General features: G+C 39.3%; 13 protein-coding genes. 10 read left to right on the top strand and 3 right to left on the bottom strand.

Annotated elements, in window-relative coordinates:
• Nucleotides 1–7: 7 nt before the first annotated feature.
• On the bottom strand, nt 8–2632 hold the full coding sequence (locus ACULLG_RS08120; RefSeq protein WP_452126265.1) for a valine--tRNA ligase: 2625 nt from the start codon (nt 2630–2632) through the stop codon (nt 8–10).
• A 196-nt stretch (nt 2633–2828) separates the two neighbouring features.
• Between ACULLG_RS08120 and ACULLG_RS08115 the strand changes: the two genes are divergently transcribed.
• The gene (locus tag ACULLG_RS08115; RefSeq protein WP_452126264.1) at nt 2829–3218 is read left to right on the top strand and encodes a DUF1573 domain-containing protein; all 390 of its coding nucleotides are present in this window, start codon (nt 2829–2831) and stop codon (nt 3216–3218) included.
• Between the two features lie 53 nt (nt 3219–3271).
• On the opposite strand, the gene ACULLG_RS08110 is transcribed toward ACULLG_RS08115, so the two are convergent.
• The gene (locus tag ACULLG_RS08110) at nt 3272–4567 is read right to left on the bottom strand and encodes an aspartyl protease family protein (protein ID WP_452126263.1); all 1296 of its coding nucleotides are present in this window, start codon (nt 4565–4567) and stop codon (nt 3272–3274) included.
• A 187-nt stretch (nt 4568–4754) separates the two neighbouring features.
• Here ACULLG_RS08110 and ACULLG_RS08105 point away from each other — a divergent pair, with 187 nt between their 5' ends.
• From ACULLG_RS08105 to ACULLG_RS08065, 9 genes are all read left to right on the top strand, one after another.
• Complete coding sequence (locus tag ACULLG_RS08105; protein ID WP_452126262.1) at nt 4755–5945, top strand: pyridoxal phosphate-dependent aminotransferase; 1191 nt, start codon at nt 4755–4757, stop codon at nt 5943–5945.
• Nucleotides 5945–6961: a UDP-N-acetylmuramate dehydrogenase gene (murB, locus tag ACULLG_RS08100; protein WP_452126261.1), complete on the top strand. Its 1017-nt coding sequence runs from the start codon at nt 5945–5947 to the stop codon at nt 6959–6961. The genes ACULLG_RS08105 and murB overlap by 1 nt, the downstream gene beginning before the upstream one ends.
• Nucleotides 6962–7160: 199 nt before the next feature.
• Nucleotides 7161–7727: an RNA polymerase sigma factor gene (locus ACULLG_RS08095; protein WP_452126260.1), complete on the top strand. Its 567-nt coding sequence runs from the start codon at nt 7161–7163 to the stop codon at nt 7725–7727.
• Nucleotides 7724–8482, top strand: coding sequence for an anti-sigma factor domain-containing protein (locus ACULLG_RS08090; RefSeq protein ID WP_452126259.1), 759 nt, complete (start codon nt 7724–7726; stop codon nt 8480–8482). The genes ACULLG_RS08095 and ACULLG_RS08090 overlap by 4 nt, the downstream gene beginning before the upstream one ends.
• Nucleotides 8483–8555: 73 nt before the next feature.
• Nucleotides 8556–8765: a membrane or secreted protein gene (locus ACULLG_RS08085; RefSeq protein WP_298794726.1), complete on the top strand. Its 210-nt coding sequence runs from the start codon at nt 8556–8558 to the stop codon at nt 8763–8765.
• A 32-nt stretch (nt 8766–8797) separates the two neighbouring features.
• A complete protein-coding gene (locus ACULLG_RS08080) occupies nt 8798–9358 on the top strand; it encodes an RNA polymerase sigma factor (protein ID WP_452126258.1) in 561 nt (186 codons plus the stop codon).
• A gap of 49 nt (nt 9359–9407) precedes the next feature.
• Entirely contained in the window at nt 9408–10283 is an 876-nt protein-coding gene (gene lipA, locus ACULLG_RS08075; RefSeq protein WP_452126257.1) for a lipoyl synthase, read from the top strand.
• 21 nt (nt 10284–10304) lie between these two features.
• Entirely contained in the window at nt 10305–11315 is a 1011-nt protein-coding gene (gene gap, locus ACULLG_RS08070; RefSeq protein WP_452126256.1) for a type I glyceraldehyde-3-phosphate dehydrogenase, read from the top strand.
• Nucleotides 11316–11473: 158 nt separating this feature from the next.
• A complete protein-coding gene (locus ACULLG_RS08065) occupies nt 11474–13534 on the top strand; it encodes a response regulator (RefSeq protein WP_452126255.1) in 2061 nt (686 codons plus the stop codon).
• Here the strand turns inward: ACULLG_RS08065 and lpxK are convergent.
• On the bottom strand, nt 13531–14526 hold the full coding sequence (gene lpxK, locus ACULLG_RS08060) for a tetraacyldisaccharide 4'-kinase (protein ID WP_452126254.1): 996 nt from the start codon (nt 14524–14526) through the stop codon (nt 13531–13533). The two genes, ACULLG_RS08065 and lpxK, sit on opposite strands and share 4 nt — an antisense overlap.
• Nucleotides 14527–14556 lie beyond the last annotated feature (30 nt).

The raw sequence follows: 14556 nt of genomic DNA, 5'->3' as shown, positions 1-14556 counted from the left end.
CTAAAAATCAACCCAAACTCGCCAAACTTTTTTCCAAAGTCTCAATTTTGGCTTCGGCATCAGCAGCTTTCTTTTTTTCTACGGCGACAACTTTTTCGGGAGCATTGTTTACAAATCGTTCATTGCTCAATTTCTTTTGAACCGATTGTAAAAACCCTCTGGTATAGTTTAATTCTTCCGTGATTTTTTTGATTTCGGCCTCTATATCGATGGCACCACTTATCGGAATAAAATATTCATTACTCTTTACCCTAAAACTTAATGCTCCATCCAATGTGGCATCAACAGTTTGAATTTTTGAAAGATTGGTCAGTTTAGAGATAATCACATCCATTTGACCATTCCCTTTCTCACTCTTTAATACCGACAGTTCCAAAGCATCTTTTTGCGGAATGTTTTTCTCCTTTCTAATGGTTCTAATTCCTGAAATCACCTCAGCAGCAAAGTCGAAATCCCTAATAATGGAAGTATTAATTTCTTCTTGTTTTGGCCATTCCGATACAATTAATGCTTGGTCCGGAGTTCGTTCCGCTATATGTTGCCAAACTTCCTCTGATAAAAATGGCATAAACGGATGTAAAATCTTTAGATTTTGCTCAAACAAATGAATAACCGCATTAAGTGTGGTCTTGTCAATAGGTTTTTGGTAAGCGGGTTTGACAATTTCCAACAACCAAGAACAGAAATCGTCCCAAACCAATTTGTAAATGGCCATAAGGGCATCGGAGATTCGATATTTGGAGAAATGATCTTCGATTTCAGCCAAGGTTTGATTGAATTTGGCCGTATACCACTCAATACCGATTTTAGCCGATTCTGGTTGTGGTAAATCAGCTACTTCCCAACCTTTCACCAATCTGAATGCATTCCAAATCTTATTGGCAAAGTTCTTACCTTGCTGACAAAGGGCTTCGTCGAACATAAGGTCATTACCGGCGGCTGAGCTCAATAAAAGTCCCACGCGAACCCCGTCGGCGCCAAAATCCTCAATCAATTTGAGGGCATCAGGAGAATTTCCCAATTGTTTGGACATTTTTCTGCGTTGCTTATCACGAACCAACCCGGTGAGATACACATTCTCAAAAGGTCGTTTCCCTCGATATTCGTAACCAGCAATGATCATCCGTGCCACCCAGAAAAATAATATATCCGGTCCGGTAACCAAATCACTGGTAGGGTAATAATAGTTTACTTCCTCATTCTCAGGTTCCAAAATACCCCCGAAGACACTAATTGGCCACAACCATGAAGAAAACCAAGTATCCAAAACATCAGCATCTTGACGTAAATCGGACTCTTGGATACTTGGATTTTTGGATTGTGCTTTTTTCAGGGCTTCTTCCTTGGTTTCAGCAACCACAAAGTCCTCTTGGCCATCTCCAAAATAGTAAGCCGGAATCTGCTGCCCCCACCACAATTGACGGGAAATGTTCCAATCACGGATGTTTTCCATCCAATGGCGATACGTATTTTCGAACTTTTTAGGATACAACTTAACATCATTTGTCTTTAACACCCCTTCAAGAGCTGGTTTAGACAAGTTTTCCATCTTTAAAAACCACTGATCGGACAAACGAGGTTCTATAACCGCTTTGGTACGTTCAGAAGTACCAACTTTGTTGGTATGTTGTTCGGTTTTGACCAAAAAGCCCTTTTCTTCCAACTCTTTGGAGATTTCTTTTCGTACAACAAACCTGTCCTTACCCTGGTAATGCAATCCGTAGGAGTTTAGCGAGGCATCTTCATTGAAAATATCGATAACCTCTAAATTGTGCTTTTCTCCAAGGTTTTTGTCATTTTCATCATGTGCTGGTGTCACTTTTAAGCATCCTGTACCGAATTCAATGTCCACATATTCATCCTCGATAATGGGAATTACCCGGTTACAAATAGGCACAATGACCTTTTTACCGCGTAAATGGTGATATCGCTCATCATTTGGGTTGATACAGACCGCTGTATCGCCTAAAATGGTCTCAGGACGCGTAGTAGCAATGGTGACTTTTTCTTCTGAACCTTCAATCTGATAGGCCAAATAATACAATGTACCCTGTTTCTCTTCATAAATTACCTCTTCATCGGAAAGGGTTGTTTTTGCCTCGGGATCCCAATTTACCATGCGATATCCACGGTAAATGAGTCCTTTTTCGTACAAATCCACAAAAACTTTGATTACAGAGGCTGACATATCGTCATCCATAGTGAACTTTGTACGTTCCCAATCACAGGAACAGCCCAGCTTTTTAAGTTGTTGAAGAATAACTCCGCCATATTCATCGGTCCAGTCCCAAGCGTGTTTTAGGAACTCTTCCCGGGATAAATCGGCTTTGGCAATGCCCTCATCCTTTAATTTGGCGACTACTTTGGCCTCCGTTGCTATGGAAGCATGATCCATACCGGGAACCCAGCACGCATTTTTCCCTAAAAGTCTGGCCCTTCTAATGAGTACATCTTGTAAAGTATTATTGAGCATATGGCCCATATGCAACACTCCTGTAACGTTTGGCGGTGGAATTACAATGGTGTATGGCTCCCTTTCATCGGGTTTTGAACTAAAAAAATCATGCTTTGTCCAGTACTTGTACCAGTGCTCTTCTACCCTATTGGGCTCATATTTTGATGGAATTTCCATTTTTCGGTATAGTTTTTGTCTTTTTTGACCCGGATTGGTGTCTGGATGGGGTTTTGCAATATTAATTTATTGTAATTCCTCGGCTAAAGGCCAAATCCGAAATACGAAACAAAAATAAGTAACGTTATTACATAACAAAAGAATTTTGGATGCAGGTGTGAAAACATTTACATTTGAAGTTCACCCAAAACTAGAAATGATGAAAAAATCTGTACTCATGTTGTTTGTTGGGCTTCTTTCTTTAGGCACCTACGCCCAAGAAGCTACAGCAAAAATTGAATTTAAAAGTGAGACCATTGATTATGGCGAAATTGCAAAAGGAAGCGATGGTGTCCGTGTATTTGAATTTACCAATACTGGCACAGCACCTTTGGTAATCAGCAATGTTAAGTCTAGCTGTGGATGTACAATTCCAAAAAAACCTGAAGACCCCATTTTACCTGGTAAAACTGGTCAAATTCAGGTTAAATACGATACTAACCGGGTTGGCCCCATTAGAAAGGCCATTACGGTAACTTCTAATGCGACTACGGCCACAAAGGTTCTAAAAATTAAAGGGACCGTTAAAGCTGAAGGAGCAAAATAGTAGAAAATATTTCTATAGAAGAGGGCCTTTTCGAAACATCGGAAAGGCTTTTTTTATTCAAATACGTTTTTCAAAACAAAGGAAAACAACAAATCCTTATTGTATCGTTCAATAAGCACCCGAACACGCTTTCCTTCTTTTTCATTTAGCATTTTTAAAACTTCCTGAAGTTTATAATTGTGGATTTTTTTCCCATTCACAGCCAATATTACGTCACCTTCTTGTAATCCAGCTTCAGCAGCTGGGCTTCCAGCTCGAATACCTGACACAATAATCTCGGGCACCAAACTCAATCGAGTCTTATTTTCCAGCAAGATTTGAACATTACCAAAGGTATCTTCATCATTTGTCACCACTCCCCTAAAATCCGCGATACTTTCAGCAATGTACCTTAACCCATTGTGTTGTAAGGCTATCCCGGCAAGATTATATTGAAACGGGGCCCTATAATTACCGTTCTTTTTGAGCGTTACATGCCCATTGGCATAATCAAAAATCAAATTGAAACGCTTAAGAATCTCCCCCCCTACGCTTCCATTTCGGTCCCCCAAATTTTTAAGGTAACTGTATGACTCTCGGTATGGAAAGGCCGCTTTTGCGTTCTTCAACTCAAAATCGCCAATTTTTATACCGCTGACCTTTGTCCGTTTTCCAAAAATATCCCCACTAAGGCCTCTTCCCAAATAATCCTCATAATGTTTTTCAGGGATTTCCAATCCTTGTTCAGGCTGATGAAAGAGCCATAAAGCATCGCTACTTCCAGTGTCCACCAACAATTTTACCGGAACATCTTCGGAATCCTTCATAAGCACGGTGCCTTCCACATAAGCCTTTCTCCGCTCCACATGTAAGGGCAAGGTTTGTGATTTACCACGGGTGTCATAATTATACAAGTCGGGGTTATGCAACTTAATATGCTGTGAACCATAGTTGATCTCAACCACAAAATCCCTAAAAAGATCATATCCCAAAATTCCATGTACGGGCATACCAAGCGAAGTTGAAAAATTGATTTCCTTATCCAAAACCACATAAAGGTCTTGATTATAGTTCCTAACCTTTCCAAGTTTGAATTTGTTTCCAACGGAACTTAGCGCTTTCATGGGTTCGCCACCCCCCAATCCTTTAATTGTAACTTCGGAAACATTATTGATTTGAATGGAATCTTTATCGGAAAGGTTAAACAGTATGGGTTTGCTCACTCCTGAATCAAGAACAAAAGTGAGGTCTGCCCCATTGATTTCTACAGGAATAATTATCAGATTATTGATAAGTTCAAAACGAATTTTCTGGTACTTCTCGTTCTTCGGTAATTTAAATCCCTGTGCTGAAACCAAAATGGGAAGCATGACAAAAAGAATCGCAAAAAATTGTAGGCTTTTCTTCAATTTGCTTACTTCTAAAAGGTTATCCCTATTAAAGATACAAAATATTGGCCGAAACAGCCCCTAATTTAACATTCTGTTACTACTCAAATAATGCAGCAATGTGTTGTTTTCGAGTGTTGGTTTTCTCATTTTTGCTAAAATTTAATGCATGCCCGGTATATCCAAAAAAGGGAAGCAAATGCCAGCTTCTCCCATCCGAAAATTGGTACCCTATGCGGAAGCAGCCAAGAAACGGGGTACCCATGTTATCCATTTGAACATTGGACAACCTGATATAAAAACACCCAAAGTGGCACTTGATGCCGTCAGAAATCATGATATCGAGGTACTTGCCTATAGCATGACCGAAGGTTCTGAAGAATACCGAACCAAAATAGCAGCATATTACGCCAAAAATGACATCAATGTATCTTTCGATGATATTATTGTCACCACTGGCGGTTCTGAAGCTTTGTCATTTGTAATGGGTACCATCATGGATGCTGATGATGAAATTATCATTCCAGAGCCTTTTTATGCCAATTACAATGGTTTTGCAACAGCTTTGGGCGTAAAAGTAGTGCCCATAGTATCGCGAATTGAAGATAATTTTGCACTACCTCCAATTTCCGATTTTGAGAAGTTGATTGGTCCAAAAACCAAGGCCATATTAATCTGCAATCCTGGAAACCCTACAGGATATCTTTACAGTAAGGAAGAAATACGTCAATTGGCCGAATTGGTAAAAAAACATAACCTTTTTTTGGTGGCCGACGAGGTTTACCGGGAGTTTACATACGAAGGCAGGGTCCACTATTCAATTTTACAAGAAAAGGGTCTTGAGGAACATGCGATAATTGTCGATTCTGTATCAAAACGATATAGCATGTGTGGTGCGCGCATAGGTTGTTTGGTTTCCAAGAACAAAACCGTAATACAGACAGCGCTAAAGTTTGCCCAGGCTAGACTTTCCCCACCCACTTTTGCACAAATTGCCAGTGAGGCAGCATTAGAAACTCCACAATCCTATTTCGATGATGTCATCCAAGAGTATGCGGAAAGAAGAAATATCCTTATTGCTGAACTACAAAAATTGGATGGTGTACGCGTTGCTGTTCCCCAAGGTGCGTTCTATTGTGTTGTAGAACTTCCAGTTTCCAATTCAGACGATTTTGCGCAATGGCTACTGGAAAAATTTGAAATGGATGGAAAAACCGTTATGGTAGCCCCAGCGGCAGGATTTTACGCCACCAAAGGTCTGGGAATGAATCAAATAAGAATTGCATATGTGCTTGAAAAAGAACTACTTATAAAGGCGGTACAGATTTTGGGAGAAGCTTTAACAAAGTATAACGCTTAGTGAATATCCAAGAAAACATATCACTTAAAAATTACAACACCTTCGGTATAGCTGTTAAGGCCAAAGCTTTTGTTGAAATAAACGGCTTGGTACAACTTCAAAAAGTATTGGAACTAAAAGCCTATCCAGAGAAGTTCATTCTAAGTGGCGGTAGCAATATTTTACTCACCAAAGATGTTGATGCGCTTGTAATGCACATTAACCTGAAAGGTATTTCCATTATAGAAGAAAATGACGAAGAAGTCATTTTAAAGGTGATGGCCGGTGAAAATTGGCATGAGTTGGTTCAGTGGAGCTTGGAACAAGGATATGGCGGCTTAGAAAACCTTTCACTAATACCAGGAAATGTTGGTACCGCACCTATTCAAAACATTGGAGCTTATGGAGTCGAGCTTAAAGATGTCTTTGAGAGTTGCGCTGCAATGGAAATTGCGACTGGGGAGCTTATTTCTTTTGACAAAGATGCCTGCAAATTTGGTTATCGAGACTCTATTTTTAAAAACGAAGCGAAAGGAAACTACATCATTACTTCTGTTACCCTAAAGCTCACAAAAAAAAATCATGTGCTGAGCACCGGTTATGGTGCCATTGAGGGCGAGCTTAAAGAAAATGGGGTCGTATATCCTACCATACGGGATATTTCCAAGGCTGTAATTGCAATCCGACAGCGTAAATTGCCAAATCCGGAAGAGATTGGTAATAGCGGTAGTTTTTTTAAAAATCCAGTTGTTTCAAAAAAAACATACCAAAAACTAAAAAAAGAAAATCCAGAATTACCATCGTATCAAATAGATGAAACTCACTTCAAAATTCCAGCGGGTTGGCTCATTGAACAGTGTGGTTTTAAAGGAAAGCGGTTTGGAGATGCGGGTGTACATGCAAAACAAGCGTTGGTGTTGGTAAATTACGGTACTGCAACCGGTGAAGAACTATTAGCATTGGCTGAACTAATCCAAAAGACAGTGGATGAACAATTCAAAATTCAAATCAATCCAGAGGTGAATGTAATAAAATAACCCCCGCATTGTAACAATAACAGGGGTTATACCAAACCAAACTAACCAAAATTGTATATACTTGAAGTAAAATTGCCGGTATTATATAAGATTACAATCCCAACAAATAATCCTTTTTCCAACTTAACGTTGTAGTATATACGAGATAAACATTATTTTAGATTTTAGCCCCCTAAAATTTTACTTTAACCACCCTTGGATGAGTACACTGATTGAAAGACATATTGTTTCACTTCTTGCCGAGAAAGATGACAAAGCCATATCGCTCTTGTATGAAAATTACGGTGATACCCTTTATGGTGTAGCTTATAAAGTGGTGCGGAATGAAGAACTGGCTCAAGATATTTTACAAGAAAGTTTTATCAAGATTTGGAAAAAAGCAGATTCTTATGACCCTTCCAAAGCAAAACTCTTTACTTGGCTCTTTCGAATTACCAGAAACACAGCCATTGACAAATTACGTAGCGTCAGCAATAAATCCGATAAAGAAGTCCAAATAGACGTTTCGGACGTATATAACTTAGGAGTAAATGACATTCGGCCTGAATTTATGGATGTCCAAGAGAATCTTGATAAGATAGAGCCCAAGTATAAAATAGTGCTGGAAGCCCTGTTTTTTCAAGGAATGACGCAGCAAGAAGCAAGTGATGAATTGGAAATTCCTTTAGGAACAGTTAAGTCTAGACTTAAGATTGGACTTAGGGAATTAGGTAAAATTTATGGAACGAGCATTACACAGCTCCTGTTGATAATTTTATTGTCATGAAAGAAAAAGTACAACAATTTTTGGATTCCGATATACTGGAAAAATACCTTTTGGGAGATACGACCAAAGAAGAATCCCTTAAAGCAGAACGTTATATAGCCATGTATCCTGAAGTTAGGGAAACCTACGACCAATTACAGGACAATCTGGAGGCTTTTGCCAAAATGTACGCCAGAAAAACACCAGAAGGCCTAAAAGAAATCATTCTACATATTGCCAAAAAGGAAAAAGCTGTAAAAAATAGATTTTACCGCTACGCCGTGGCAGCCAGTGTGGCCATTATGCTTTTTGCAGGATTCTCATATTTCCAATGGGAACAGAACAAGAGTTTGCAGGAAGAAAACACTATGGTCACCAACCAGATGAATAATCTGCAACAAAATATGCAAAATCAGCTGGAGGACATCCGAAACCAGTTTATCGTTTTAAACAATCCTGCCACAAGAAAATATGCGGTTAACGGTAAACGTGAAGGCAAAGAGCTTAAGGCAATTGCATATGTTAATCCAGTTAAAAAACTATCCTACATCAACGTTAGCAATGTTCCCAATCTTCCGGAAAACAAATGTTTCCAGATGTGGGCAGAAGTCAATGGGGAGTTGGTCAATTTAGGTGTGATTAAAGAGTTTAATGACAAAGACAAACTTTTGGCATTACCTTATGCCGAAAACGCAATTGGGTATATCACCATAGAACCAAAAGGTGGAAACACCTCTCCAACGGTCAAAAATATTGTAGCCAATATTTCCTATTGATTCACAGTCAAAGTATTGCCAAAATTAAACCGCTTTATATAGGTATTTTGTACCTTTGCGTAAAATTTGGAATATGAAGTTAGCATTGTTGACCATTGGTCTTTTAGGGCTTGCTTTTGCAGGGATTGCCATTAAAATATGGTCCAAAAAAGATGGGAAGTTTGCCGGAACATGTGCAAGCCAAAATCCCTATCTTAACCAAGAGGGGGAAGCCTGTGGTTTTTGCGGAAAACTCCCCGATGAACAAGAATGCAAGAAAGATTCAGTTCTTGAGGCACAATAATCCCTTCTGAACATTCCACAAAATCAGATTTTTTGCTCAAAGCCGAACAATCTATCCAAGAAAATATTAAAAAGGCAAAAGATGGAAGTCAAATTGCCTTTAGCATACTTCTAGATACCTTTTGGAATGATGTCTATGCTTTTCAAATGGCACGTACCAAAAATGAAAATGATGCGGAGGATATTACGATAAGAACATTTTCCAAAGCATTTGACAAGATAAACTCCTATGATGAGGCTTATGAGTTCAAAACCTGGCTTATCACCATTTCCAAAAACCTTCATGTAGACCTCATCCGCAAGAGAAAAAGAAGTCTTTTAGATGAAATGGATACCGACGGGGACGAAGTAAAAAAAGTATTGGACGAAACCCCTTCCGTAGAGGATCAACTTATAACAGAGCAAAATCTGGCAAATTTGCTTCAGGACATCAAAAAGTTAAAGCCACACTATCAAAAAGTCATCAATCTCCGTTATTTCAATGAGTTGAGCTATGCTGAAATAGCGAAACAACTTAATGAACCTGTCAATAACATCAAGGTGAAATTGCTTCGAGCCAAAAAGCTTTTGGCCGAAATCATCACAAAAAAGTGAACCGGGGTTTCCTTCCCAGTTTCGTATCTTTGTACTTCAAATTTTTGATATGGGCACAGCCGCTGTTGATAATGTTCTACCACCAAAAGGAAAGCCAAAATGGCTCAGGGTAAAGCTTCCCACCGGGAAAAAATACACCCAACTACGTGGATTGGTCGACAAGTACGATCTTCATACCATATGCACCTCTGGTAGCTGCCCCAATATGGGTGAATGCTGGGGGGAAGGTACAGCCACATTTATGATTTTGGGCAATATATGTACCCGTTCTTGTGGATTTTGTGGTGTTAAGACCGGTAGACCAGAAAATGTGGACTGGGCCGAACCTGAAAAAGTGGCAAGATCCATAAAGATCATGAGCATTAAGCATGCGGTTGTCACTTCTGTTGACAGGGATGACTTGAAAGACATGGGTTCCATAATCTGGGCTGAGACGGTAAAGGCCATTAGAAGAATGAATCCCGAGACCACTTTAGAAACCTTGATTCCCGATTTTCAGGGAATAGAAACTCATTTGGATAGAATTCTTGCCGTAGCTCCAGAGGTTATCTCCCATAATATGGAAACCGTAAAGCGACTTACTCGTGAAGTGCGCATCCAGGCCAAATATGAACGAAGTTTAGGCGTATTGGACTATTTAAAGAAAAATGGGGCCAACAGGACCAAATCGGGCATCATGCTGGGTTTGGGTGAAATGGAAGAAGAAGTGATCCAAACCATGGAAGATCTTAGAAATGTGGATGTTGATGTGGTCACCATTGGGCAATACCTACAGCCTTCAAAAAAACATTTACCTGTAAAAGAGTTCATTCTGCCGGAACAATTTAAGAAGTACGAAGAAATTGGTCTAAAAATGGGCTTCAGACATGTAGAAAGTGGTGCGTTGGTGCGTTCGTCGTACAAAGCGCACAAACACATCCAATAAATCCATCCCTACTATTTTTTCATGAAACAACTTACTATTGGCATCAATGGCTTTGGAAGAATTGGTAGAACTCTTTTTAGGTTACTCCAAGACCATCCCCAAATCAAAGTTTCGGCTGTCAACGATTTGGCCGATGCCAGAACCCTTGCTCACCTTCTAAAATACGATAGCATACACGGAGCGCTACAAACTACGGTAGATTATAACCATAAAGGACTTGTTGTAGATGGTAAAGAAGTTGCCGTGCTAAATCACGATCACCCAAGAGACATCAATTGGGCGGAACATAATGTAGATCTTGTGGTCGAAGCTTCGGGAAAGTTTAAGAAGAAGGAACAATTACAGCTCCATTTAAAAAATGGTGCCAAAAAGGTGATTCTTTCTGTACCGGCAGAAGAAGATGATATTAAAATGGTTGTAATGGGCGTGAACGAAGAAGCCATTGGGCCAGAAGATCATATAGTGTCCAATGCCTCATGTACCACCAATAATGCCGCGCCCATGATCAAGGTAATCAACGAGCTGTGCGGAATAGAACAAGCCTACATTACCACGGTACATTCATACACTTCTGACCAAAGCTTGCATGATAGGCCCCATCGCGATCTACGAAGGTCCCGGGCGGCCAGTCAATCCATAATTCCAACTACAACAGGAGCGGCAAAGGCCCTGACCAAAATATTTCCCGAATTGTCTAATGTAATTGGGGGCTGCGGCATTCGCGTTCCCGTTCCCAATGGGTCATTGACCGACATTACGTTCAATGTAAAACGGGAAACTTCCATTGCTGAAATAAACCATACCTTTGAGCATTACGCCAATAATCAGTTAAAAAACGTACTTTTTTATACGGAAGACCCTATAGTTTCTATTGATATAAACAATAGTTGCTATTCTTGTACGTTTGATTCTTTGATGACATCCGTTATTGGAAAAATGGTGAAAATAATAGGGTGGTACGACAATGAAACTGGATATTGCTCGAGAATTATTGATTTAATAGCTTTGTTTATAAAGAAAAACTACGTTTGACCTCTAGCTCAATATATAACCATATTTGCAGCGCAAAATGGGTTGTTCTGTGCATTTTAATGTGTGCCCAGCTATCCTTTGGTCAAAATGATGTCAATTCTACAGCGGATGTCCAGTCCATTTTTGACAAGTTTACGGAATACCGACATCAAAACAAGATGGATAAAGCCTTGGAAACTTTGGACAAGGCTGCCGAAATTGCCGAAAACAATGAAGATGCTAAACTTCTACTGGACACCTATCACCAATATGCCCGCATATTTTTAGAGGAAGGGGATCGCGAAACCACCATTTTTTACTTAGATAGAGCAAGTATTCTTTTAAAAGACCTTTCCTATTCATTTGGTCAAGCCTCCCATAACTATCTTGAAGCGGCACTGCGTTTCGATGAAGGCAATAATTTTCAATCGTTAAAACTTTTGGAAGAATCCAGAAAGTTGAGCAACAACAGAAATCTTGGCAACAACATTCTATTGCTCGAAGCCTACATCTTCACCAATATTGAACGTTATGATGATGCCATAAAAAATTTACATGCCCTCATTGTCAATTCAGATGATAAGGAAAGGGCCTACCTTGCCACAAAGGCAAACCTGCAGTTGGCCAGCATAAGTCTTGAACTAAATGATCTAGAAGAAGGAATCATACATTCGAAAGCTGCTCTAGAGCTAGCACAAAAACACGGCTATTTTAAGGACATTAAGATTGCCAATGAGCGACTTTCAGAAATTTATGAAAAGAATGGTGATTTTGGGGAATCACTTCAGTATAAAAAGGCTTTGATTCAAATCAAAGATTCCATTTTTAATATTGAAAAGACTAAACTTGAGACCAAAACGGCCGATAAAATTCGTTTTGAACACCAGATGAACGAAATAAATAAGCTCACCGCAAAAAATGAAGAGCTTAGTGAGTCGAAGAGCCGTTCGGAAATCACATTGATTTTAACTTCAGCATTCTTGACCATTATATCGTTATTGGCTGTTTCGTTATTCAGAAACAACCAGATCAAACTAAAAACCAACGATCTTCTGTATACCAAGAACAAAGAGCTTGAGTTGGCCAGGGATTCTGCAGTGTCGGCAATGGAAGCCAAAACCAACTTCCTTTCAACGGTCACCCATGAACTGCGAACCCCGTTATACGCTGTTACCGGACTCACACATTTATTGTTGGAGGAAAACCCCGAAGAGCATCAAAAAGAACATTTAAAGTCTTTAAAGTTCTCCGGTGATTACCTACTGAATTTCATCAACGACATTCTTCAAATCAATAAAATTGATGCTGACAAACTAGAACCGCTGAATATTGAGTTTAAGCTGCACAAGGTTCTTAAAGATGTTGTTGATTCATTACAGCAGAATGCAAATGAAAATAGCACAAGTCTGGTACTTGATTATGATCCAAACATTCCACAGCATTTACAGGGAGATCCGATTAAGATTTCGCAAATATTCATGAACCTGGTAGGTAATGCCCTCAAATTCACCAAGGAAGGAAAAGTTGAGGTAATTGCCAAAATGCTTAAAAAGGATGAAGACCGGGTAAAACTTTACTTTGAGGTGAAGGACAATGGTATTGGAATATCCGAAGATCAACAACAGCATATTTTTGACAGTTTTGAACAAGGTTCAATCCAAATAAACCGTGAGTACGGCGGCACTGGATTGGGACTGACCATTGTGAAAAGTTTGCTTGGATTATTTGATAGTAAAATCAATCTGGAAAGTGAACTGGGCGAAGGAAGTTCATTCTTTTTTGAAATGGACTTAAAATGTGATATCAGGGCTCTTGAGGAGGTTTCATTTGAATTGGTTCCGGAAGAGTTTGACTTTAAAGGCCTGCACCTCTTGGTGGTCGAAGACAATAAGATCAATCAGGTCATCACCAAAAAAATGCTCACCAAAAAAGAAATTACCTGTGATATCGCCAACAATGGTAACGAAGCTATTGATCTAGCTAAAACAAAAGCTTACAATGCCATATTAATGGACATCCATATGCCGGGAATTAGCGGCGAGGAGGCAACGCGTCAAATACGTAAGTTTGATCCAGAAATTCCAATTATTGCCTTGACCGCAATTTCCTTGGATGACAGTTTGGACAGTTTCTATGAAGCTGGTTGTAATGATGTAGTGACCAAACCGTTTAAGCCTGAAGTTTTCTATCAAAAAATAGGTGAAAATATCTTTCAGAAAAAAGAAGAAGGATTGGTCTAAACTTGAGCCAAAACAGCTTGTTTAAAAGTAGTTTTGTCCTCAGTCCCAAAACTATGGGATACTTCCAAATAGTATAGGTTTTCTACCCTTCCATCCAATCGAACAAAGTCTTTTTCCGTAGTCAATATCATTTCAAAGTTCTCAAAACGCTGAATTTCATCATCTGAAAAGAAATGATGATCAGGATACTCAAAATGTTCAAATTGTAGCCCCAGCTTTTTTAAATGATCAACCAAAGGTTTTGGGGATGCTATACCCGTTACCAAAGCAAACAGTTTCCCTTCAAGAGCCATCAATTCAATTTCTTCGGTATTGTTTTTTATTTTTTCAGCATAAGCCAAGGTGGAGAAAAGTACTTTTTGGTACGGTTTAGGGTTTATTTTGGATGAAATCCTAACTTCTTCCTCGTCGGTTAATCCAATAGGACATTTGGTCACTACAATTAGATTGGCTCGTTTCACCTCTCTTTTACTGTCCCTTAAATCCCCAGTAGGGAGGTACCAATCATTTATAAACAGATTTCCATAGGCCGTCAGCAAAATAGAAAATTTTGGCTTTACACGCCTATGTTGAAAGGCATCGTCCAAAAGAATTACCTCTGGCTTTATGCTGGTTTCGAGCTTCTCAATTCCATTTTGCCTATCCGTATCAACAGCAACAGTTATTTGGGGAAACTTTCTATGAAGTTGATAGGGTTCATCGCCTAAATCTTCAACAGTACTTTCAGGCCCTGCCAATACAAAACCTTTAGATTTTCTCTTATAGCCCCTACTTAATACAGCAATGTTTCCTTCTTCCAATATACGAATCAAATACTCGATCATGGGTGTCTTTCCAGTTCCCCCAACACTAAGGTTCCCTATACAAATAGTGGGAGTTTCGTACGCCTTGGATCTAAAAAAGCCTATATCGTACAAAAAGTTTCTTGTAAAAACCACCAGGGCATAGATCAACGAAAACGGAAATGCGATTTTGCGAAGCAGTTGCAGCATAAAGCGAAAATATAATATTTTATCTTTAGC

The sequence above is a fragment of the Flagellimonas sp. 2504JD1-5 genome (assembly GCF_053618295.1).
Note: the sequence above shows the minus strand (reverse complement) of the source record. Positions and strands in the feature narration are given on the sequence as shown.